At 39.5% G+C, this 18,600-nt stretch carries 14 protein-coding genes; 4 read left to right on the forward strand and 10 right to left on the reverse strand.

The features are described from left to right. Nucleotides 1–11 precede the first annotated feature (11 nt). The 6 genes from PL_RS04620 to PL_RS04645 form a co-directional block, all read right to left on the reverse strand. Complete coding sequence (locus tag PL_RS04620; protein WP_041887122.1) at nt 12–773, reverse strand: DUF4843 domain-containing protein; 762 nt, start codon at nt 771–773, stop codon at nt 12–14. An 11-nt stretch (nt 774–784) separates the two neighbouring features. Further along, a complete protein-coding gene (locus tag PL_RS04625) occupies nt 785–2,221 on the reverse strand; it encodes a RagB/SusD family nutrient uptake outer membrane protein (RefSeq protein ID WP_041887124.1) in 1,437 nt (478 codons plus the stop codon). Nucleotides 2,222–2,232: 11 nt separating this feature from the next. Next, nucleotides 2,233–5,565 (reverse strand): SusC/RagA family TonB-linked outer membrane protein, encoded by a 3,333-nt coding sequence (locus tag PL_RS04630; protein ID WP_160292172.1) that lies wholly within the window; start codon nt 5,563–5,565, stop codon nt 2,233–2,235. A gap of 277 nt (nt 5,566–5,842) precedes the next feature. Further along, nucleotides 5,843–7,033: a FecR family protein gene (locus PL_RS04635; RefSeq protein WP_052496638.1), complete on the reverse strand. Its 1,191-nt coding sequence runs from the start codon at nt 7,031–7,033 to the stop codon at nt 5,843–5,845. A gap of 81 nt (nt 7,034–7,114) precedes the next feature. Further along, nucleotides 7,115–7,693 (reverse strand): RNA polymerase sigma factor, encoded by a 579-nt coding sequence (locus tag PL_RS04640; RefSeq protein WP_041887126.1) that lies wholly within the window; start codon nt 7,691–7,693, stop codon nt 7,115–7,117. Nucleotides 7,694–7,851: 158 nt separating this feature from the next. Further along, nucleotides 7,852–8,085 carry a hypothetical protein gene (locus PL_RS04645; RefSeq protein WP_041887128.1) on the reverse strand — a complete coding sequence of 78 codons (234 nt, stop codon included), beginning with the start codon at nt 8,083–8,085 and terminating at the stop codon, nt 7,852–7,854. Nucleotides 8,086–8,254: 169 nt separating this feature from the next. Here PL_RS04645 and PL_RS04650 point away from each other — a divergent pair, with 169 nt between their 5' ends. Further along, nucleotides 8,255–8,554 (forward strand): DUF3887 domain-containing protein, encoded by a 300-nt coding sequence (locus PL_RS04650; protein WP_262497001.1) that lies wholly within the window; start codon nt 8,255–8,257, stop codon nt 8,552–8,554. Between the two features lie 19 nt (nt 8,555–8,573). On the opposite strand, the gene PL_RS04655 is transcribed toward PL_RS04650, so the two are convergent. The 4 genes from PL_RS04655 to PL_RS04670 form a co-directional block, all read right to left on the reverse strand. Then, nucleotides 8,574–9,782, reverse strand: coding sequence for an IS256 family transposase (locus tag PL_RS04655; protein WP_348621105.1), 1,209 nt, complete (start codon nt 9,780–9,782; stop codon nt 8,574–8,576). A gap of 229 nt (nt 9,783–10,011) precedes the next feature. Continuing rightward, nucleotides 10,012–11,319 carry an MvaI/BcnI family restriction endonuclease gene (locus tag PL_RS04660; RefSeq protein WP_348621107.1) on the reverse strand — a complete coding sequence of 436 codons (1,308 nt, stop codon included), beginning with the start codon at nt 11,317–11,319 and terminating at the stop codon, nt 10,012–10,014. A 2-nt stretch (nt 11,320–11,321) separates the two neighbouring features. Further along, a complete protein-coding gene (dcm, locus tag PL_RS04665) occupies nt 11,322–12,560 on the reverse strand; it encodes a DNA (cytosine-5-)-methyltransferase (protein ID WP_041883508.1) in 1,239 nt (412 codons plus the stop codon). Between the two features lie 165 nt (nt 12,561–12,725). After that, nucleotides 12,726–13,142, reverse strand: a complete 417-nt coding sequence (locus PL_RS04670; RefSeq protein ID WP_041883507.1) for a very short patch repair endonuclease — start codon at nt 13,140–13,142, stop codon at nt 12,726–12,728. A gap of 261 nt (nt 13,143–13,403) precedes the next feature. Here PL_RS04670 and PL_RS04675 point away from each other — a divergent pair, with 261 nt between their 5' ends. The 3 genes from PL_RS04675 to PL_RS04685 all read left to right on the forward strand — a co-directional run bounded on the left by PL_RS04675 (nt 13,404) and on the right by PL_RS04685 (nt 18,599). Next, nucleotides 13,404–13,967: an RNA polymerase sigma factor gene (locus PL_RS04675; protein ID WP_041883505.1), complete on the forward strand. Its 564-nt coding sequence runs from the start codon at nt 13,404–13,406 to the stop codon at nt 13,965–13,967. Nucleotides 13,968–14,047: 80 nt separating this feature from the next. Beyond that, nucleotides 14,048–15,034 (forward strand): FecR family protein, encoded by a 987-nt coding sequence (locus PL_RS04680; RefSeq protein ID WP_041883503.1) that lies wholly within the window; start codon nt 14,048–14,050, stop codon nt 15,032–15,034. A 133-nt stretch (nt 15,035–15,167) separates the two neighbouring features. Then, nucleotides 15,168–18,599, forward strand: a complete 3,432-nt coding sequence (locus tag PL_RS04685) for a SusC/RagA family TonB-linked outer membrane protein (protein ID WP_052496419.1) — start codon at nt 15,168–15,170, stop codon at nt 18,597–18,599. Nucleotide 18,600: the final 1 nt, after the last annotated feature.

The following is an 18,600-nucleotide window of genomic DNA, read 5'->3' on the forward strand; positions in this document are numbered from 1 at the left end:
GATAAATAAAATTATTGTACATACTGCCCCATCATCATTTCAGTCCCGTCATCTTCATAAATGGTCTGGCCGGCAGTCTTCATCTCATTGAGATATCTTTGCATATAACCTCCGTAGGCTCCCTGTTCTCCTAAGGATGCAGTTGCATCGAGATAAGCAGGGGTGATTTTCAGGATCTCCATGATCAGGTTCAATTTTTTCTGGGTAAAAACGCCAAGGTATCCGTCAAACCATAATTTTGGTTTTTTGAGCATATCATTTACATATATCCTGTACGTGATAAAGCTCTTCACCTTACCTGTCTGTTTATCCAGAACTTTATTATTCATCTGGTTGACAAAGTTGGAATTCGCCTGCAGATCCAGTAAAAGCGTAACAGTACGGGTACGCAGATCTGTAGTCCTGAAGAACTTTACCGGAATGGTATCCAGCAGCTTATTCTTTTTGATGGTCAGTGTTTTAGGAATCGGTGTATAATGTGTCCCTTCAACAGCAGTAGAAGCGGAATTAATAGTCAGGCTGTACTCCCGGTCGTGATCGGCCGGTGCTCCGGTAACTGCAACCACTATGTTTTTGACAGAGTCTTTTGCCAGCGCCAGTGAAAAGGATAAAACGGTAGAATCGGTAAGTACCTCTCCGCTGTAGGCAGGTAATCTGGCTGCTTCGTTAAAATAAATATCCGGCAGGCCTTCATAAGTCATCAGTTGTTTTTTACAGGAACCAGCTGTTACCAGGGTCAGCAATGCTGAAAGGCTATAAATAATTTTCTTCATGTCTGTAGGGTTTAGCGGTACTGAGTTTCTGAAAGCGGCAGTGGCAAAACATAGTTAGCTGCACTCATGGTTATATTTCCACTTCCTGAAGATCCGTTGGGAATGGTGGTTATCTTATTTCTTTTATAATAATAGAAGAGCTGCCCTTCTCCATAAAACTCTTTCTGATATTCTTTCTGCAATTCTTTACTCAATGCAGCTGCTGCAGTCAGACTCAGCAGGCCCCGGTTATTGCGAACCTTATTCAGATAAGTGAGTGCCTGAACCTGATCAGATGAGGATTCAGCAGCGATATAAAACATTTCGCTGATTTTGATCAATGGTATAGCAGAGCGGAAAGGTTTTGTTTTATCAATTACATCGGCATATTTATAAAATGTCCGGTAAGTTTTTCCTCCGTTAGCCGGCACTACCCAGTTCAGGTTATAGCGGTAATCGTTTTCATTCGCTTCAAAAACTGTCGTTAAACGGCCTGGTATCGCAGCCAGAATCTTACTGTCTTCCAGAGCAGGATCAAACTCATTCTGATAATTACTGTATAACTGCGTGTTTTGTACACCAAAAATCATCTCTGTACTGAAAATTCTGTCAGGATTGATCTTTTCATTTAATGCATTGGCCGTTGTTGTCCATTTAAATTTATCCGCATTGCTGATCAGTACCTGTGCGGCTTGTAAGGCAGCGGTCTTATTTCCTCTGTATAAATTTACTCTCGCCTGCAGGGCTTTGACAGCAAAATAATTCATCCTGTAATTTCTGTTGCGCAGAAAATCTCCGCCATCCTGTAAACTGCCCGGCAGCACACCGCTGGTAATTACCGGGTCTTTTTTCAGCAGGTTTTCAGCTCTGGACAAATCTGCTGTAACCAGGTCCAGTACTTTATTTGCAGGCAGCAGGTCATTCACTGTTGTTTTACTTTGCTGATAATATGGGATGGAGGTTTTAACCGAGTCGGCAGAGTTATAGACCGGACCAAATAAACGCAGCAGATCAAAATGCAGCATCGCTCTGATCCCTATCGCTTCGCCCTGAAAAAGAGAATCAGATGTAGCGTCCAATACGCCTTTATACTTGTTTACATTTTCAACAAATGCATTTGCATTCAGTATGGTTACATAAGCATTGGTCCATATTTCATCAATCTTATCCATTGATGACTTATCTGCATAAGCATAAATTGATAGCTGATATAGTTTATGAGATGAACTGACATTATAGCGCTGCGCCAGTATATCTACTGTAGACAAGGTCAGGTTATCGCCATATAAATTATTCTTAGTCAGGTTAATATACAAGCCATTGAGCGCATTGTTTATCCCCGTTCTACTGGTAAAAACCTGTTCTTCCAGAATTTTATCTTCAGGTTTAACATCCAGGTATTTTTTGCATCCGCAGAGGCTGCACGAAATGCTGATGATCAGCATCAGTTTAAAGTATATTATTTTCATAATTTGCTGATTTAAAATGAGGCTCTTAGACTAAATGAAACTGTTTTGGAGAAAGGGTAATCAATCCCTCTTTCACTGAGTACAGAGGATACTCTGAAAATATCGTTTGCTATGGCGGTAAGATTAAGGGATCTCATACCTGCCTGTTTCAGCCATGCTTTGTTTTCAAAGGTGTACCCTATATTGACAGATTCTCCGCTGATGCTGTTTTCTCTTTGTACAAAACGGGAAGACATAGGTGTTGTACTGGTTTGAGAAACGGCTTTAAAACGTGCAATATCTCCTGGTTGCTGCCAGCGGTCATATAGTGCCCGCTTATCCTGGTTATAGGCAATGTCCGAGTAAGAGATATTCTCTACTTTATTGTATAAAGCGGTATTAAAGATATCGGCACCAAATCTGTATCGTACATAAATGCCCAGATTAAATCCTTTATAAAAAAGACTGGTACTGAATACGCCTTCCACTGCCGGGTTGGTATTCCCCACTGATTGCAGGTTCGCAGTATTATAATCAAAGGTATACTGCCCGTCTCTGGCCAGAAAAAGTTCTCTGCCTGTTGCCGGGTCAATACCTAAAGATTTAGCTGCCCAGATATCATCAGGGCTGTGTCCGTCTGTAAAACGCAGTAAAGACTGATTGGCTTCCTGCTGCTTGTTTAATCCGCTCAGGGTATTACCAAATCCATCATATTTACTTTTATACATACTGCCGGTAATATTGATATTCCAGACAACCCGTTTATCCAGATTATAAACCGGAGAATACCCCATTTTTATCTCTGCACCACGGGTATTCAGATTTCCAACATTTAAAGGATAACTAAAAACTCCGGTAGAGGATGGTAAATTTGCTGCCACTACCAGTGGATTGGTGTATTTATTATAGGCATTGATATAGCCTGTGAAACGGTTATTAAACAGGGAGAAATCTAAACCTCCGCTAAATTGGGTGGTCTTTTGCGGGTCAAGGTCAGGGTTGCCGAGTGTATTGAGCGTTACCCCCTGTCCAAACTGATTATAATAAGCGTTACTGTTATAGCCGTAAACTGATACTGAGGTTATATTTCCATAATTCTGATTACCGGTAATCCCTATATTGGCATATAATTTTAACCGGTTGATCCATTTGGCTCTCTTCATAAAGGTCTCATTTTGCAGATTCCAGCCTATACCGGTTGAATAATAAGGGGAGAATTGTTTGTTGCTTCCAAAGGCTGTAGAGCCATCCAGACGGTAAGAAAAATCAAACAAATACCTGGTATTATAAGAATAATTGGCCGACAAGGTAGCATTCATCGTCCTGAAAACTCTTGAATAGGCGGAAGGTGCACCATTGGCCTGATAGGCATAGGCGAATGCAGGATTACCATCGCTCCCGGGAGGGAAACCTTCTGCGGTAAAAGCAATACTTCTGTTTTCACTGTTATTGATTTCTGCACGGGCATTGGCAGTGACAGAATGTTTCCCGTTAAATACCTTTCCATAGGTTAACAGGGCATTGGCCTGATAAGAAAAGTTATCACTCTTGTTACTGGTTAATGTTCCGCGTTTTAATACTGATACTTTATCAAAAAAAGTATCTTCTGGTGATTTAAAAACTTCTTCATTCGTATTCCCTTTGATCAGCTGCAAACCCGTCATCAGCTGTAATGCAGGCGTGATTTTATAGTTAAGCTGAAGATTGTTTTGTACTTCGAGGTTTTTAGTACCGTTTTTTGACGGAAGAAAAGCATTATACAAAGGGTTCCTGACAAACAGGGAATCATAATTTGAAGCTCTGCTCACTTCCAGGTACCGCTGGGAAGCATCTTTTAAAAAGTAAGGGTTTGCATTGACAAAATCCGAGAAAGAGCCATAAGGAGAGTTTTTCGCATCGTATCCTCTTACAAACAGGATATTGTTTACACTGATTTTCGATTTTCTGTAAGTCAGATTGATGCTTCCACTCCAGGTATCTCTTCCGGACCCTTTCATTGTTCCGCGCTGACTTTTATAATTTGCGCCCACGCCATAGGTGAATTCGGTTGTTCCACCTTCAAGATAAACTGAGTTATTCTCAGAAATTCCGGTTTGTACAGGTTCATTCAGCCAGTAACTGTTCACTCCTTTTTTAACCTGGGTCAGGTGTGTATTGTAAAGCTGATCCAGATAATACTGACTGTCTGCTGAACCTCTGTTAGAGGTATATCTCCCGGATAATCTCTCGAATTCGAGCTTCTCAGTTGCATTCATCATGTTATATCCCGATAAGTCAGGACTCTCCAGTCTGAAGTCATTGGTATAGGTAATCCGCAGCTCTCCGGCTCTTGGCTTTAAGGTTTGTATGACAACTACTCCGTTTGATGCTTTGGCTCCGTACAAAGCTGTAGAAGCTGCATCTTTGAGAATCGTTACCCCAGCTACCCTGTTCATATCCAGATCGACAATAGTTTGCAGGGTTGTTTCAAACCCGTCAAGAATAAAAAGGGGTTGGTTAGGGTCTGTAGCAAACTGATCTTTCAGCGTTGCGCTTGGAATACTTGTTTTTCCGCGCACTTCAATCTGCGGCAGTTTATTCGGGTTGGAACCCGCCAGATTATTTTCTATCAGCAAAAAAGAAGGATCCATCGTTCGTAAACTCTGAATAATGTTATTGTTGCCGATAGCTTTCAGCTGATCGCCGGAGAAAGTCACTGTAGCACCGGTAAAGCTATCTTTCTTCCGGGTGATCCCGGTTCCGGTAACGACAATCTCGTTATCCAGTGTTGTGGTGGTTTCTTTGATAATCACGGCCAGCATTAAAGGCTGATCATTTCTGACAATTCCATTGACAACTTTGGCTGCATATCCTACATAAGTAATTATAAAGCTGTAAGCTCCGGCTGGCAATTTTGGGAAACGGAAAGTTCCGTCTTTGCCCGTGGCCGTGACCGTCCGGGCATTGGTACTTTTATTGACAGCAACGACTGATGCTCCGGCAATCAGTTCACCTTTTTCATCCCGGACTATTCCTCTTACCTCACCAGGAGCAACAGCATGAAAGCCTGCCGCATCTTCAGTTTTTTCTCTGAGTTTTACGACTATGGTTTTATTGGCAATTGCATAGGTTAAAGGTTCGTTATTAAAAATTGCATCGAGTACCATATTCAGAGATGCATTATTAAAATAAACATCAATGGCATGGCTGGTTTTTAATTTATCCTGCTGCCAGATAACATCGTAACCGGTTTGTTTAGTGATCTCTTTAAAGACAATATCGAGTGTGATATTCTTTTTACGGAGCGTGATTTTTTGTGCAAAAGACCTGGCACTTACCTGGATCAGGAAAGTGCACAGCAAGAGCGCAATAATATTAAAACGCATAATTATTCGTTTTTTAAGTTCCTGGCTTATCCTGAATTGGATATGGGATTTCCGGCCAGGAAAAATCATTTTGTAGCCCAGGGGGATACATAACCAAGTATAAGTTTTATACATTTGTTTAGTTTAGGTTTGTTAAGACAATTGGCTTAATTTTTTTAACAGGAAAGACCTAAGCATTTAGTCAGGTAGCGGTTGCACCCGCCCTGACTTTTTTCGCTTAAGACAATAACGTTCAGGGATCTCTTTGTTGAATTTTCATGTGGTTCGTAAATTTAGTTTAGGGTTCCTTGGTTGGTTGATTTTTTGTTTTGGGTTTGGAGAGAATTACTTTACTCCCCTGAATCCGGAACTGAAAAGTATTGGTCAGTTCCAGTTTTTTCAATAACTCTGAAACATTCTCAAAACGGGAAATAGTCCCGCTAAAGCGTTCCTTTTTAATCGCTTCATCCTGATATTCTACACTGAGATTATACCAGCGTGCTATCTTCTTCATGATGCTGACAATGTCTTCATCATTAAATTTAAACTTCCCGTTTCTCCAGGCCATAACTTCATCCAGATCTGCCGGATGTATCGTTAAAAGACCGTCTTGTTTAAGCGCTTCTTCTCCTGGTTTAAGGAGCCTGAACTTTTTGCCGTTAATCTCTGAAACTCTTACACTACCTTCAAGTAGTGTAGTATGAATTGTGGTTTCGTCGGGATAGCAGTTAATATTAAAATGTGTACCCAGCACCTCTACCAGCTGTCCGTTGCCGGAATTGCCGGGTGTAATGACTCTGAAAGGTCTGCTTTGTTCATGTTTTACCTCAAAATAACCTTCTCCGGTTAGTTCGACCCTCCGTTCACGTGCATTAAAAACTGTTGGGTATTTTAATGAAGATCCTGCATTAAGCCAGACTTTAGTTCCATCGGGGAGATTAACGCGATATTCTCCTCCATTGGGCGTTTGTATCGTATTAAAGGAGATTTCCTGATTTGTTTTTGCGGTTTGCGATGAGGCATAGCTGATTTGTCCATCTGCAGTTTTAGCAATAGTTACTCCCTGCTGCTCGGCGATTTTACCATCAGCGGCTACATCCAGATTGATTGTTCTGCCATTGGAAAGGGTGAGTAAAGCTTTAGCTGAACCCGGTTTTACATCGTTAGCCAGCTGATTTACAGGCTGCTTGTATTGAGTATTATAATTAAACAGATATACTCCTGTTCCAATTAAAAGGAAAACTGCTGCAGCTGCAATCAGCTTAGGCCATAGTTTAAAAGTTTTTGCGGGTGATTCAGCTAAGCCTGCTTTGGCAAGTGTACCGGACCAGAGTTCTGCTTTCAGATGATCTACTTTTTGTTCAACTACCGTCAGATCCTGCGCCTTGGCTTCCTTTAAATACCAATGTTCAACAATTGCTCTTTCCTGAGCAGTTGCCGTACCTTTATTGTATTTTTCCAGTAAATGAAGTGCTTCTTCTTTTTGCATAACTAATTACTCAGAGTGATCCTTGTATAATAGTGAAACAGTTTAAAGAAGCCTGGGTAGTAGATGAATTTAAAATAATTTTCATCTTAAAAATATGAGCCATAAAATGCTTGCTCCCGCTACCCCCAGATTACTACGGATTAGTTTTAAAGCATTACTGATCTGTTTTTTGACAGTCTTGTCTGATAGACCCAGCTTCAGCGCAATTTCTTTATGTGAGAGGTTTTCCTTACGGCTTAATTCAAAGATGATCCGCATTTTGTCAGGAAGCTTAGCAATTTCTCTTTCAAGAGCATTAGCCAGATCTTTTTCATCCAGCTGATCCAGCGTCACATTACTCATTTCGTGGCTAAACGAACCCAGGGAAGTCAGATAATCACTGCGGACTTTATTTTGCTGCACCAGATTCAATACTTTATTTCTTGCAGCTACGTACAGGTAACCGGAAATATTAGTACTCTGTATAGTCTCTTTTTTCAGCCAGAAAGTACTGAAAAGCTCCTGAATAACATCTTTGGCTTCTTCTTCATCCCTCAGCATCCGAAAAACATGAAGGTACATTACCTTCCAGTAACGATCATAAATCTCCGTAAAAGCAGCTTCATCACCCTCTTTCAATAAGCCGAGTAAATGCTGATCTGAAAATTTCGAATACATCATTGATGAATAGTAGCCTGAAAAGCTCCGGCTAAAAGAGGTAGATTAATAATAGTTCCTTTTTGCATAGATAACTATTATTCCGGGGACAAAGAAATCAAATAAATATTCGGGTGGGATACTCTTAGTATAAAGGCATTGTATCTGGTTTTATATAGAAATCAATTTTTTCCTTGTCTATCAGTTACGATCAATGCACCGGGAACTGTTTTTTTAGTTCCAAATTCGTAAGCAGTCCCATAGATTATCGGGTTATGCTTTTGATTTGATTTTTTGATGGTCAATTCAAAAGCGCCATCTTTTTTCTGGATAAACCCTTGTTTTATAGCGCAGCCAGAAATAAAAATTGTAAAAAGGAGAAGAACAGATATGTTAATCAGATGTTTGCGATTCATTGATTAAATGATAATACTCTACTATAAATTATCGTGAATTATTTAATTTATTAGATTTAAACTATACAAAATACTTATTAAATTTTCATTATTATTAATTATCATCTCTCTTTCTTCATTATCAACATTTGCGCAGAATAAAAATGCGGACCAAGTTGTACACAAATTTATAAGTCAATTCAACAATCAAAAATATGACGACATTTTTGACTCCTTTACTACGAAATATCAGCAAAAAATCTCTAAAGAAATACTAAAATCATACTTAAAGAAAATTCAAGGTATGACCAAAGGGATAGAATCAGCAATCTTTAAATCAAAAGATGAGAATATTTATAATTATCTGCTGATTGCAAAAGCAGAAGAAACCGAGGCTGATTTTCAACTCAGCATCGATCAGAATAATAAGATTGAACTCATTAACTTCAAAAGAATTGGTGGAAGTGAGCCTGTGAAGAATTTTGTGTAAGTGGTCAACCGTATTGAGTTTAAAGGAGACATCTATTTTCAAATATAATACTAAACTGATTAATAATTTTACCCCAATCTCTTACTGGCATCGTCCATTTTTTCTGGATATTCATGACCGATAAGTAGACAGCCTTGATTGCACCCTGGTCGTCAGGAAACAAGTTTTTGGACTTGGTGAATTTCCTTATGCCGCTGTTCAGGCTTTCAATGACATTGGTGGTATAAATGATTTTTCGGATTTCCAGGGGGAAGTCAAAGTAACTGGTCAACTCATCCCAGTTCTTCTCCCAGCTTAAAATAGCATAACCATACTTACTTTTCCATTTTACTGTGAAATCATCCAGGGCTGATCTGGCGGTATCTTTATTTACTGCACCATAAATCTGTTTAAGATCCATCGAAAACTCTTTACGTTCCTTCCAGACCACATATTTACAACTATTACGAATTTGATGTACGACGCAAAGCTGGGTTATTGTTTTGGGAAATACCTCGGCAATGGCCTTTGTAAAGCCAATAAGATTATCTGTACAGGCGATCAAGATATCCTCTACACCTCTGGCACGCAAATCTGTAAGCACACTTAGCCAGAATGATGCACTCTCGGTTTCGTTGATCCACATGCCCAAAATCTCTTTCAGGCCATCATGTTTTAGGCCAATTACCAAGTAAATACATTTGCTAACCACCTTTCCGTTGTGGCGTACCTTAAACTGAATACCGTCCATCCAACAAGTAAAATAAACAGGCTCTAAGGGGCGGGATTGCCATTCCTTGATCATCTCCACAACCCGGCTTGTAACCGTAGAAACTGTACTTTCAGAGATTTCGACCCCGTACATTTCACGAATCTGGTCTTCAATATCACGAGTACTCATTCCACGGGAATACATCCCGATAATGCTTTGCTCAATCTGCTCGCTCATACGCTGGTGCTTGGGGATCAGTTTAGGCTCAAAGCTTGCATTACGATCTCGTGGAATTGACAATACCACATCCCCAAGAGTCTCACTCTTGACCTTTTTGCTACTGAAACCGTTACGGGAATTACCGCTGCCATGGCCTTCTGGAGAATGCTTTTCATAACCCAGGTGCTCATCAAGCTCTCCCTGGAGCATTTCATTGACTCCCTGTTTGAACATTTCCTGAAAGAATTCCTGGAACTGTTCCTTGGACTTAAACTGCTTGAAAAAGTCCTTTGGTAAACCTAACTTGTTCTCTTCCATATGACTGTAATTAAAGTTCTGAATTTATTCCTTTAAATACAATGCAATAGACCACTCCTATTTTATCGTTTACACAAAATTCAAGACACTACCGTGGAAGTGGAAATCCACCACCAATAAAGAAAATAATTACGACCAATTAGTTGAAGCTGAAGCAATGTTTACCCACTCTATTTAACCTTGTAGAAAGGTATATTTAGGTTAATTTTGCTTTTAAAGAAGCCAGTTATTATATGCCTAAATCAACTATTTCATTCTCTCTATACAAATGTGGGAGATACTGCGACTTTATCCTGAACTGACTGCGCTTTTTTATTTTGGGATGAGTTGAAGCGTTTTCCATTTTAATACCTGGATCATAATAAATATTACCGTTAGCCATTTGAGCTAAAAAAAGATGAAAATCAGTACCTCTTCCAAGAATTACATGTTTACCATACCTATAATGTTTCAAATTTTTCATATCTGAAATTGAAGGAATATAACATGCTTGATTATGTTTTCTATTCCAATGCAACAACATTGAAGAAAAATCCCAGGATGCAGTATCATTACCTTTGTAATCAACTAAAGAGATCTTACCTGTAGCATTTCTTATTTTTCCTGACTCAACATCAAAACCTTCAATTACAAGTGTTAAATTAGTTAATGGATGCAATATTCCTACTTTATGAATCCCCCCAAAATTTATCCTGTCAAGGCGTCCCGCTCTATCATTATATCCATACGTTCTTAAAAAATTTTCTGCCCCCTGAAGCTTATATAATCCATTGGTCGGTTCTGGAGTCATTAGGGTAATAATTGCGCTACTTATTCTCGTAAAGTTCGACACTCCAAACTGCTTAATCTCCCAACCCAAATAATCAGGTTCAGAATGGCCATTTGGAGTTATCCCAAGTTCTGCTTCAAGAGTATACCCCCCACAATTAGGTGCTTCACAAGGCAGAATATTACCAAACCGATCCAGTCTTTTAGATCGTATCCAGCCCAATTGATTAATCCTTAATAATTCTTCAAGTAATCTTATTCTATTCCTATTCTCATCTGTTAATTCCAATATCCTAAAAACTCCATGAACTAAAGGCAATTCTACTGAATTGATTTCATTTGCTATCTGAGAATCCGGCGCAGTAACATAACCAATAACCCGATTTGTATCAGTCACCGAAAAAAAAAACAATCTGTTAGCGAGTCTTTGTGTCATAAGTTCACTAGGTGCATTTTCGCATTTCTTCAGAAACCCTGAAAATCTTACTTCAGGATATTTTGGATATAAAATCAATTGAGAATGGGGAGCCGGCCTTAATTCTCCATTTTCTAATATCCATGAAAAATCTAATGAAGCCTTAAAACGTTCTTTCTTCCAATCACCTGCTTCTTCTGCAATTATATTGGTAACAGGCAAAATATTCAGAAACTCAAAATTTCCGGCAAAGTAAACCTGGTTTTTTGAATTATCATTTGGTGCTAAATTTTTGATATAAATTTTTTCACACCCATTATCAGAAAAAATTTTCTTAAGGCTCTCAAGAGTCATATTTATAATTGCTTAGTAAGCTGCTTTCCTATTGCCTGAATCAAAGGCATCACCACAGAATTGCCAAATTGTCTATAAGCCTGATTATCTGAGACTGTAATCTTTAAACTTTTAGTTTTGTCCATTGTATTTATTGGATATATGGGATAGCCTTGTAGTGCTGCGGCTTCACTTGGGACTAATCTTCTGGGATTTTTACCGGGTTGAGCAATTAAAATCTCCGCTCCGTCTTTATAGTATCTGGCACTTATAGTACGGCTGATTCCATCTGGGTTGGCAAGTCCAAATCCAAATCCATTACCTTTTTCTTTGTGCTTCTTTGCGTAATCCTGGAGATAGTTCCATAATTTATCACTTAAAGTATACTTTGGATCTACTTCAGATTGCAGAATGGTTTTCAACATTTGAGGTTCTTCAGGAATCTCTACTTTATTAAAGTCAAATTTCACATCATCACCATAAATATTTTTATCAAAACCAACCATCAGAGTTCTTTCTCTATGTTGAGGAACAAAGTGTTTCCCGTCAATAACTTTATGATCAAAAGAGTAATTCAATGCTTCTAATGTCTCTTTGATTACTTTAAAGGTTTGTTTTTTGTCATGTGAGACAAGATTCTTAACATTTTCCAAAAAGAAAGCCTTAGGTCTGTGTTTTTCTATAATATCTGCTATGTGAAAAAACAAGTTTCCTTGCTTTTCGTCTGCGAACCCATGTAATCTTCCAAGACTAATTTTCTTCGAAACCCCTGCAATCGAAAAGGGCTGACATGGAAACCCTCCGCATATAATATCAAATTTTTGTGGTATATATTGCTTTACATTATCTTTAGTGATATCACCAAATGGATACTCACCATAGTTTGCGAAATATGTCTGCCTCGAATACTTATCCCATTCAGACGTAAACACACACTGTCCTCCGAGGTTTTGTAGTGCCATCCTGAAACCACCTATTCCCGCAAATAGATCTATAAATGTGAATAATTCTTTTCCTTTTTCCGGGCCTGGGAACGGAACAATAGTATTATCAAACATTTTTGTTTGCACAGCATTATATAGGTTTTCTATTCCAGGTTCATTCACAGAATTAATAAATTTTTCTGCAACGGAGACAGCTTCACCGTAAATAGGCTCATTTGTAGAATGATAGTGGGTCAACAAGGCTAAATCCTGATCATCCGGATATATAGGTTTTACTACTTTTTTACTCTTACTCTTAATAACTATTTTCTCTTCCATTCTTAATCCGGGCATTTGTGTGACAAACTAACAAAATTAAATGATAGGCAACTACTAAAATCTTTCAACATAGAGCTGTAATAAATTACAGACAGTAAGTAAAAGAACGAGTATACTAACAATATTAGCAAATATACATTTTGATTTTGAATCCTTGTTTTTTTATTACCTTTTTAATTCTGTTACTAACGAATTAAGTAAATGTTCAACTTTACTCCTTTTTAATTCACATTCCCAAATTATAATAACCCTCCACCCCAGTTCTTTTAATTGCAAAACAGACTTAATATCTTTTTTAACATTAGAATTGATCTTATCTGACCACCATTCTGTTCTTGTTTTAGGTATTACATAATATTTACATCCTTCATGACCATGCCAAAAACATCCGTTGATAAATATGACAGTCCTGTATTTTGGTAGTACTATATCTGGCTTTCCCGGAAGTACTTTTAAGTGGAGACGATACCTGAACCCATTTTTAAATAAAAACTTACGTACTAATAATTCAGGTTTCGTATCCTTACTTTTGATCTTACTCATATTATGTGAGCGTATCTCTTTAGAATGAACATCTGCCATCTCCAATAATCTATTAATTTGACGAACCTAAACAATATCTACACTTAGAAGTGTCACTAATTTAATAGTTGTGCATAAAAATATCAAGATATGCTTCTTTAAGTTGTGCCTAAACCAACTTTTCATAAGTTTTTATATATTCCTAAAGAAATTAATTCTTATCAGAATTATTTAGTTTGATATTTATTAACATATAATCATTATCTCCCTCCCTCCAAACTTAACACTCCCCTAACACTAGCCCCGTATCTTTGCGTCGCGATGAAAACACCTGACTACAACGTTTTTTCCGACGAAGAACTCCTTGCCCTGCTCCATCAGGACGATACCTTATCCTTACAAACAATCTTCAATCGCTACTATACCCCACTCACTCACTTCTCCACCATTTTTACCAAAGAGATTACTGTCAGTGAAGTCCTGATCGCAGACCTGTTCATTAAACTCTGGGACAACCGCAAACAACTGGAAATCCGCCTGCTCAAACCCTACCTATTCCAGTCTGCTAAAAACCTGTCCTTGAACCATCTTAAAAAACGTAAGACCCACCTCGAGCCTCTCGAAAACCACGAAACACTCCTGTCAGAGCACCTTACTCCTTTCGAAATTCTGACCAACAGAGAGTCTCAGCAACGTATCCTCTCCCTGATCAACCTGCTACCAGAAAGACAGCGTGAAGTTCTTTTGATGAGCCGTATAGAACAAATCGATAAATCCAATATAGCCCCTCTGCTTGGCATTACTGTCCGTACCGTAGAAACTACCCTCTACCAGGCCATAAAGTCCCTGAGAAACCTCCTGTCCACCTCAGGAAAGAAAATATAGTTAACACAACTTTAACACATCCTTAATCTTCTTCGCTACGTAAACCACCCCATCAATCTTGTCTTACTGATAAGAACGAAATGGAAGAACTATACTATCAGTTGATTACTGAATACTATCATCAAACAATTACAGAAAGAGATCTGACTATCCTGCAGGAATGGGTTGCCAGCAACCCTGCGCACGAAACAGAATTCAGAGAAGTCATCCTGATCCTGGATGCTGCGAAACTCTATTATAAAGACCCTAAAAACCAGGAAAACAACTGGGCCAAAATTGCCGCCCATATCAGGCAGAACAAACAACCTGTTAAACGCAGATTCCCATTTGCCAGACTCGCCATGGCTGCTTCATTAATCCTGATACTTGGTATTGGCATAAATCATTATAAAAACCACAAAGTCAACCCGCAAAATCAACTTGCTGAAATTATCAATCCATATGGACAGCAAAGTAGTTTTATCCTGCCTGACAGCTCTATCGTTTACCTCAATGCAGGCAGCAGACTTCAGTACCCAAAACATTTTACCCCTGCTAAAAGACTGGTACACCTGGAAGGAGAAGCCTTTTTTGAGGTTAAACACAAAACCAAACAACCCTTCGTTATCCAGACAGGAAAAGTGAGCACCACAGTTCTCGGAACATCCTTCAACATCAAAGCATTCCCTAAAGAAAATCATATCGCTGTAACCGTAAAAACAGGTAAAGTAGGCGTCGTCTTCAAAGAAAAAAATCGTGCTGCAGTAACCAATTTCCTTTTGCCCGATCAGCAACTCCAGATAGATACCAAAACAGGAAAAACAAATAAAAATGAGATCAGTGCAGACGCAATTTGTGACTGGAGAAACTACAGAATGGCCTTTTACAATGCTACGCTTAAAGAAATCACCTCCACTTTAGAAAGAACCTACAAACTAGATATCGAAATTGAGGACCCTAAACTGGCAGCAACTAAAATAACTACAGCGTTTAATCAGACACCCCTGGATCAGATGCTCAAAACACTGGCCACCCTGACCGGATCACGTTATACCAAATCAGACAACACCATTATATTTCATAACTAAAGAAAGGAAAACCGAATGGCCTAAAAACTTACACACCCATACAAAACAAAGAAGCCGGAAATGCGCTAACATTTCCGGCCCGTCAATGATGTTTTAAACTCCCGATTAAAAAAGTAGAAAACTTAGTAAAGATATGAATAATACTATTCGATGGCTTCGCTATACAGCAATTTTGTTGTGGATAAGCCTGTTTATCAGTACCGCAAATGCACAAACCAGCCAGAAGATTACCTTTGGCGCAACCAATATTACTTTAAAAAAGGCCTTTAACGAGCTCGAAAAGCTAAGTGGCATGACCATTAGCTATAATAACAGCCAGTTAGACGATCAGCAAAAGATCAACTTACCTAAAGCAGAAAGAACAGTAGCAGAAACACTCCGTCTGTTACTCCATAATCAGTCTCTGACCATCAAACAAACAGATGCCCGGAACATCCTGCTTGTCAACAGCATAAAAGGGAAACTGACCGGAAAAATAACCGATCAGAACACTGAACCCATCCCGGGTGTATCCGTTAAAATACTGGAAACTGCCCAGACTATCCAGTCTAACAATGACGGGAACTATAGCATAAACCTGGAACCGGGGACTTATACGATTATCACCAAATACATATCATTTGAGGATACCCGTACAGAAAAGGTGAAAATCACGGCTAACCATAATACAGTGTTAAACCTGCATTTGCAGGAGTCTACCAACGCGCTGAACGAAGTTGTAGTCACTGCATTAGGTATCAAAAGAGAAGAAAAAGCACTGGGCTATTCAACCAAAGTCTTAAAAACAGAACAGCTTACTGACGCTATGTCCAACAACTGGACTGATGCCTTATCCGGTAAAGTAGCCGGTTTAAATCTAATCAGATCAAACGGCGGCCCGGCAGGTTCAAACAAAATTATCCTGCGCGGAGAAAGTAATCTGACCGGAGAAAATGATGCACTGATCGTTGTTGATGGCGTTGTGATCAACCACGGCAGCGGCCGGACAACTGGAAGCGGAAGCTCCGCCTATTTACAAAGCGAATCCCCTATTGACTTTGGCAGCGGATTAAACGACATCAATCCTGATGACATAGAAAATGTAACAGTATTAAAAGGTCCGGGAGCCGCTGCATTATACGGACAGCGAGGTGCAAATGGTGCGATTATTATCACGACTAAATCAGGTAAAAAACGTAATGGCATCGGTGTAACGATCAACTCCAATACTGCTGTGGAAACCATTTCCCGCTGGCCGGATTATCAGTATGAATACGGACAAGGCAATGACGGAGCCAGTTTCTACTCCTTTGGCGCTACCGAAGATGGTCCGAGTACCAGAAGCACCAGTTCCGCCTGGGGGCCCAAATTTAACGGACAATCTTTTTTCCAGTATGACCCTATTACCAAAACTGCAGGAACAGTCAGAACACCATGGGTACCTTATAAAAATGCAAGAAAAGAGTTCTTTGAAAGTGGCCGCACCTTCACGAACAGCGTAACCCTGGATGGCGGAAATGACAAAACCACCTTCCGTCTTTCCTTAACCAATGTAGACAACAAGTGGATTATTCCCAATACAGGTTATGGCAGGAATACCGTCGCTTTATCTGCTACTCATAAGGTAAATGATAAGCTTCAGGTAGCTACCAAAGTAAACTATACCAACAAATTTAGTGATAACCTGCCCTCTACCGGCTACAACAATCAGTCTATCATGTACTGGAACATGTTCTGGCTGCCAAGTGCCGATACCGGATGGTTAAAAGACTACTGGGCGCCTGGAAAAGAAAATGTGCTGCAGAGTTATCCGTTTAGCAGCTATCCTGACAATCCTTACCTGATTGCCCATGAAATGCTCAACAAATCGAACCGTAATGCATTAACAGGAAACGTACAGGCCACTTATAACTTCTCTAAAAATTTAAGCTTAATGGTTCGCAGTGCGCTGGATTTCTCTTATGATGCCCGTTCTCAGCAGCGTCCGTTTGATACCGAGAAGTTCAAAAAAGGTATGTACAGAACACAAAATATCTTCTCGCAGGAAATCTCCAACGACTTCTTAATCCGTTATCAAAAAGACATTCACAAAGACATCAAAATCTCTGTTTCTACCGGAGGCAGCATGTTAAGAAATACTTACAACAAAGATGAGCTCCGTGCAGATTCACTCACCTATCCCGGCATTTACAGTCTGGCTAACAGCGCAGGGGTGTTAACTCCAAAACCTTACAGAGGCAAATACGGAATAAACAGTTTTTATGGCGTAGCGACAGCAAGCTACAAGGATTACTTATTTTTAGATATCACCGGCCGTAATGACTGGAACAGTGTGCTGGCAACAGCAAAATCTACAGATAACGTTTCATTTTTCTACCCTTCAGTAAACCTGAGTGCTATAGTATCCGAAATGTTTAAACTACCCGAATTTATTTCTTACGCCAAGGTAAGGACTTCGGTTGCAGGTGTGGGTAGCGGGCAGCAAACGCCATATATTACCTCATTTACCTATGATGTGGCAGACAATTATCCCGGCGGATTACAAAATCCGACTGTGCTGACCAATACCAACTTAAAACCGCTGTATACGACCAGTTACGAAGTAGGTACAGATCTCCGGTTCTTTAAAAATCGTCTTGGAGTCAATATCGCTCTGTATAAAAGTGATACCAAAGATCAGATCCTGAAAACAACAGTTGACCGTTCTTCAGGCGTAAGTTATGCTTATGTAAACGCCGGAAAAGTACGTAATCAAGGAGTAGAAATAGAATTGAATGGTACCCCGATAGCACAGAAAGACGGATTTAAATGGACAGTTTTCGGAACTTTCACCGCTAACAGAAACAAAATCATCGCTTTAACAGAAAGTCTGGATAACCTGATTTTACAATCCGGGCCGGCAAGCCGTGGTGCAATTGTAGCTAAAGTTGGCGGCAGCATGGGCGATCTGTATGGCCGTGGTTATAAAAGATCACCGGACGGACAGATTGTTTACAACAATGGCTATCCGGTAATCCCTGATGATCAGCTTTATATTGGTAATACCAATCCTAAATGGAAAGCAAGTTTAGGCAACCAGTTTCATTACAAAAATTTCTCTGCAAGTTTCCTTGTTGATGCACAATATGGTGCAGTAGGTTATTCATTAACAGCAGCAGTCTTAGCTGAGCAGGGAAAAACGACAAACACAATCCCGGGCCGGTATAATGGAATTATTGGCAAAGGTGTAGTTCAGCAGGCAGATGGAAGTTATAGTCCCAATACAGTTATCGCACAAGATATGACCACTTACTATACTACCCATTATGGCAGAGATAATATTGAAGGCAGCACCTACTCTACCGATTTCCTGAAACTGCGCGAAGCCAGATTTGACTACACTTTTAAACCTAAAACATTAAGAAGAATTGGTTTACAGCGGGCTACAATTGGTGTTTATGGCCGTGATCTGATGACGATTACCAAATGGCCGGGCTTTGACCCTGAATTTGGAACACTAAACGATGGCACTATTAACCAGGGTTTTGAACTGGGCCAGTTCCCTTCTACCCGGACTTTTGGAATCAATTTAACTATAGGCATTTAAA

The organism is Pedobacter lusitanus (assembly GCF_040026395.1).
Taxonomy (GTDB): domain Bacteria; phylum Bacteroidota; class Bacteroidia; order Sphingobacteriales; family Sphingobacteriaceae; genus Pedobacter; species Pedobacter lusitanus.

Excerpts from the sequence above, each read along its gene's own strand:
- PL_RS04635 (WP_052496638.1), bottom strand. The coding sequence starts at position 7,033 with ATGCAAAAAGAAGAAGCACTTCATTTACTGGAAAAATACAATAAAGGT.
- dcm (WP_041883508.1), bottom strand. The coding sequence starts at position 12,560 with ATGGAAGAGAAAATAGTTATTAAGAGTAAGAGTAAAAAAGTAGTAAAA.
- PL_RS04675 (WP_041883505.1), top strand. The coding sequence starts at position 13,404 with ATGAAAACACCTGACTACAACGTTTTTTCCGACGAAGAACTCCTTGCC.
- PL_RS04645 (WP_041887128.1), bottom strand. The coding sequence starts at position 8,085 with ATGAATCGCAAACATCTGATTAACATATCTGTTCTTCTCCTTTTTACA.
- PL_RS04655 (WP_348621105.1), bottom strand. The coding sequence starts at position 9,782 with ATGGAAGAGAACAAGTTAGGTTTACCAAAGGACTTTTTCAAGCAGTTT.
- PL_RS04630 (WP_160292172.1), bottom strand. The coding sequence starts at position 5,565 with ATGCGTTTTAATATTATTGCGCTCTTGCTGTGCACTTTCCTGATCCAG.
- PL_RS04640 (WP_041887126.1), bottom strand. The coding sequence starts at position 7,693 with ATGATGTATTCGAAATTTTCAGATCAGCATTTACTCGGCTTATTGAAA.
- PL_RS04660 (WP_348621107.1), bottom strand. The coding sequence starts at position 11,319 with ATGACTCTTGAGAGCCTTAAGAAAATTTTTTCTGATAATGGGTGTGAA.
- PL_RS04685 (WP_052496419.1), top strand. The coding sequence starts at position 15,168 with ATGAATAATACTATTCGATGGCTTCGCTATACAGCAATTTTGTTGTGG.
- PL_RS04670 (WP_041883507.1), bottom strand. The coding sequence starts at position 13,142 with ATGGCAGATGTTCATTCTAAAGAGATACGCTCACATAATATGAGTAAG.
- PL_RS04625 (WP_041887124.1), bottom strand. The coding sequence starts at position 2,221 with ATGAAAATAATATACTTTAAACTGATGCTGATCATCAGCATTTCGTGC.
- PL_RS04620 (WP_041887122.1), bottom strand. The coding sequence starts at position 773 with ATGAAGAAAATTATTTATAGCCTTTCAGCATTGCTGACCCTGGTAACA.
- PL_RS04680 (WP_041883503.1), top strand. The coding sequence starts at position 14,048 with ATGGAAGAACTATACTATCAGTTGATTACTGAATACTATCATCAAACA.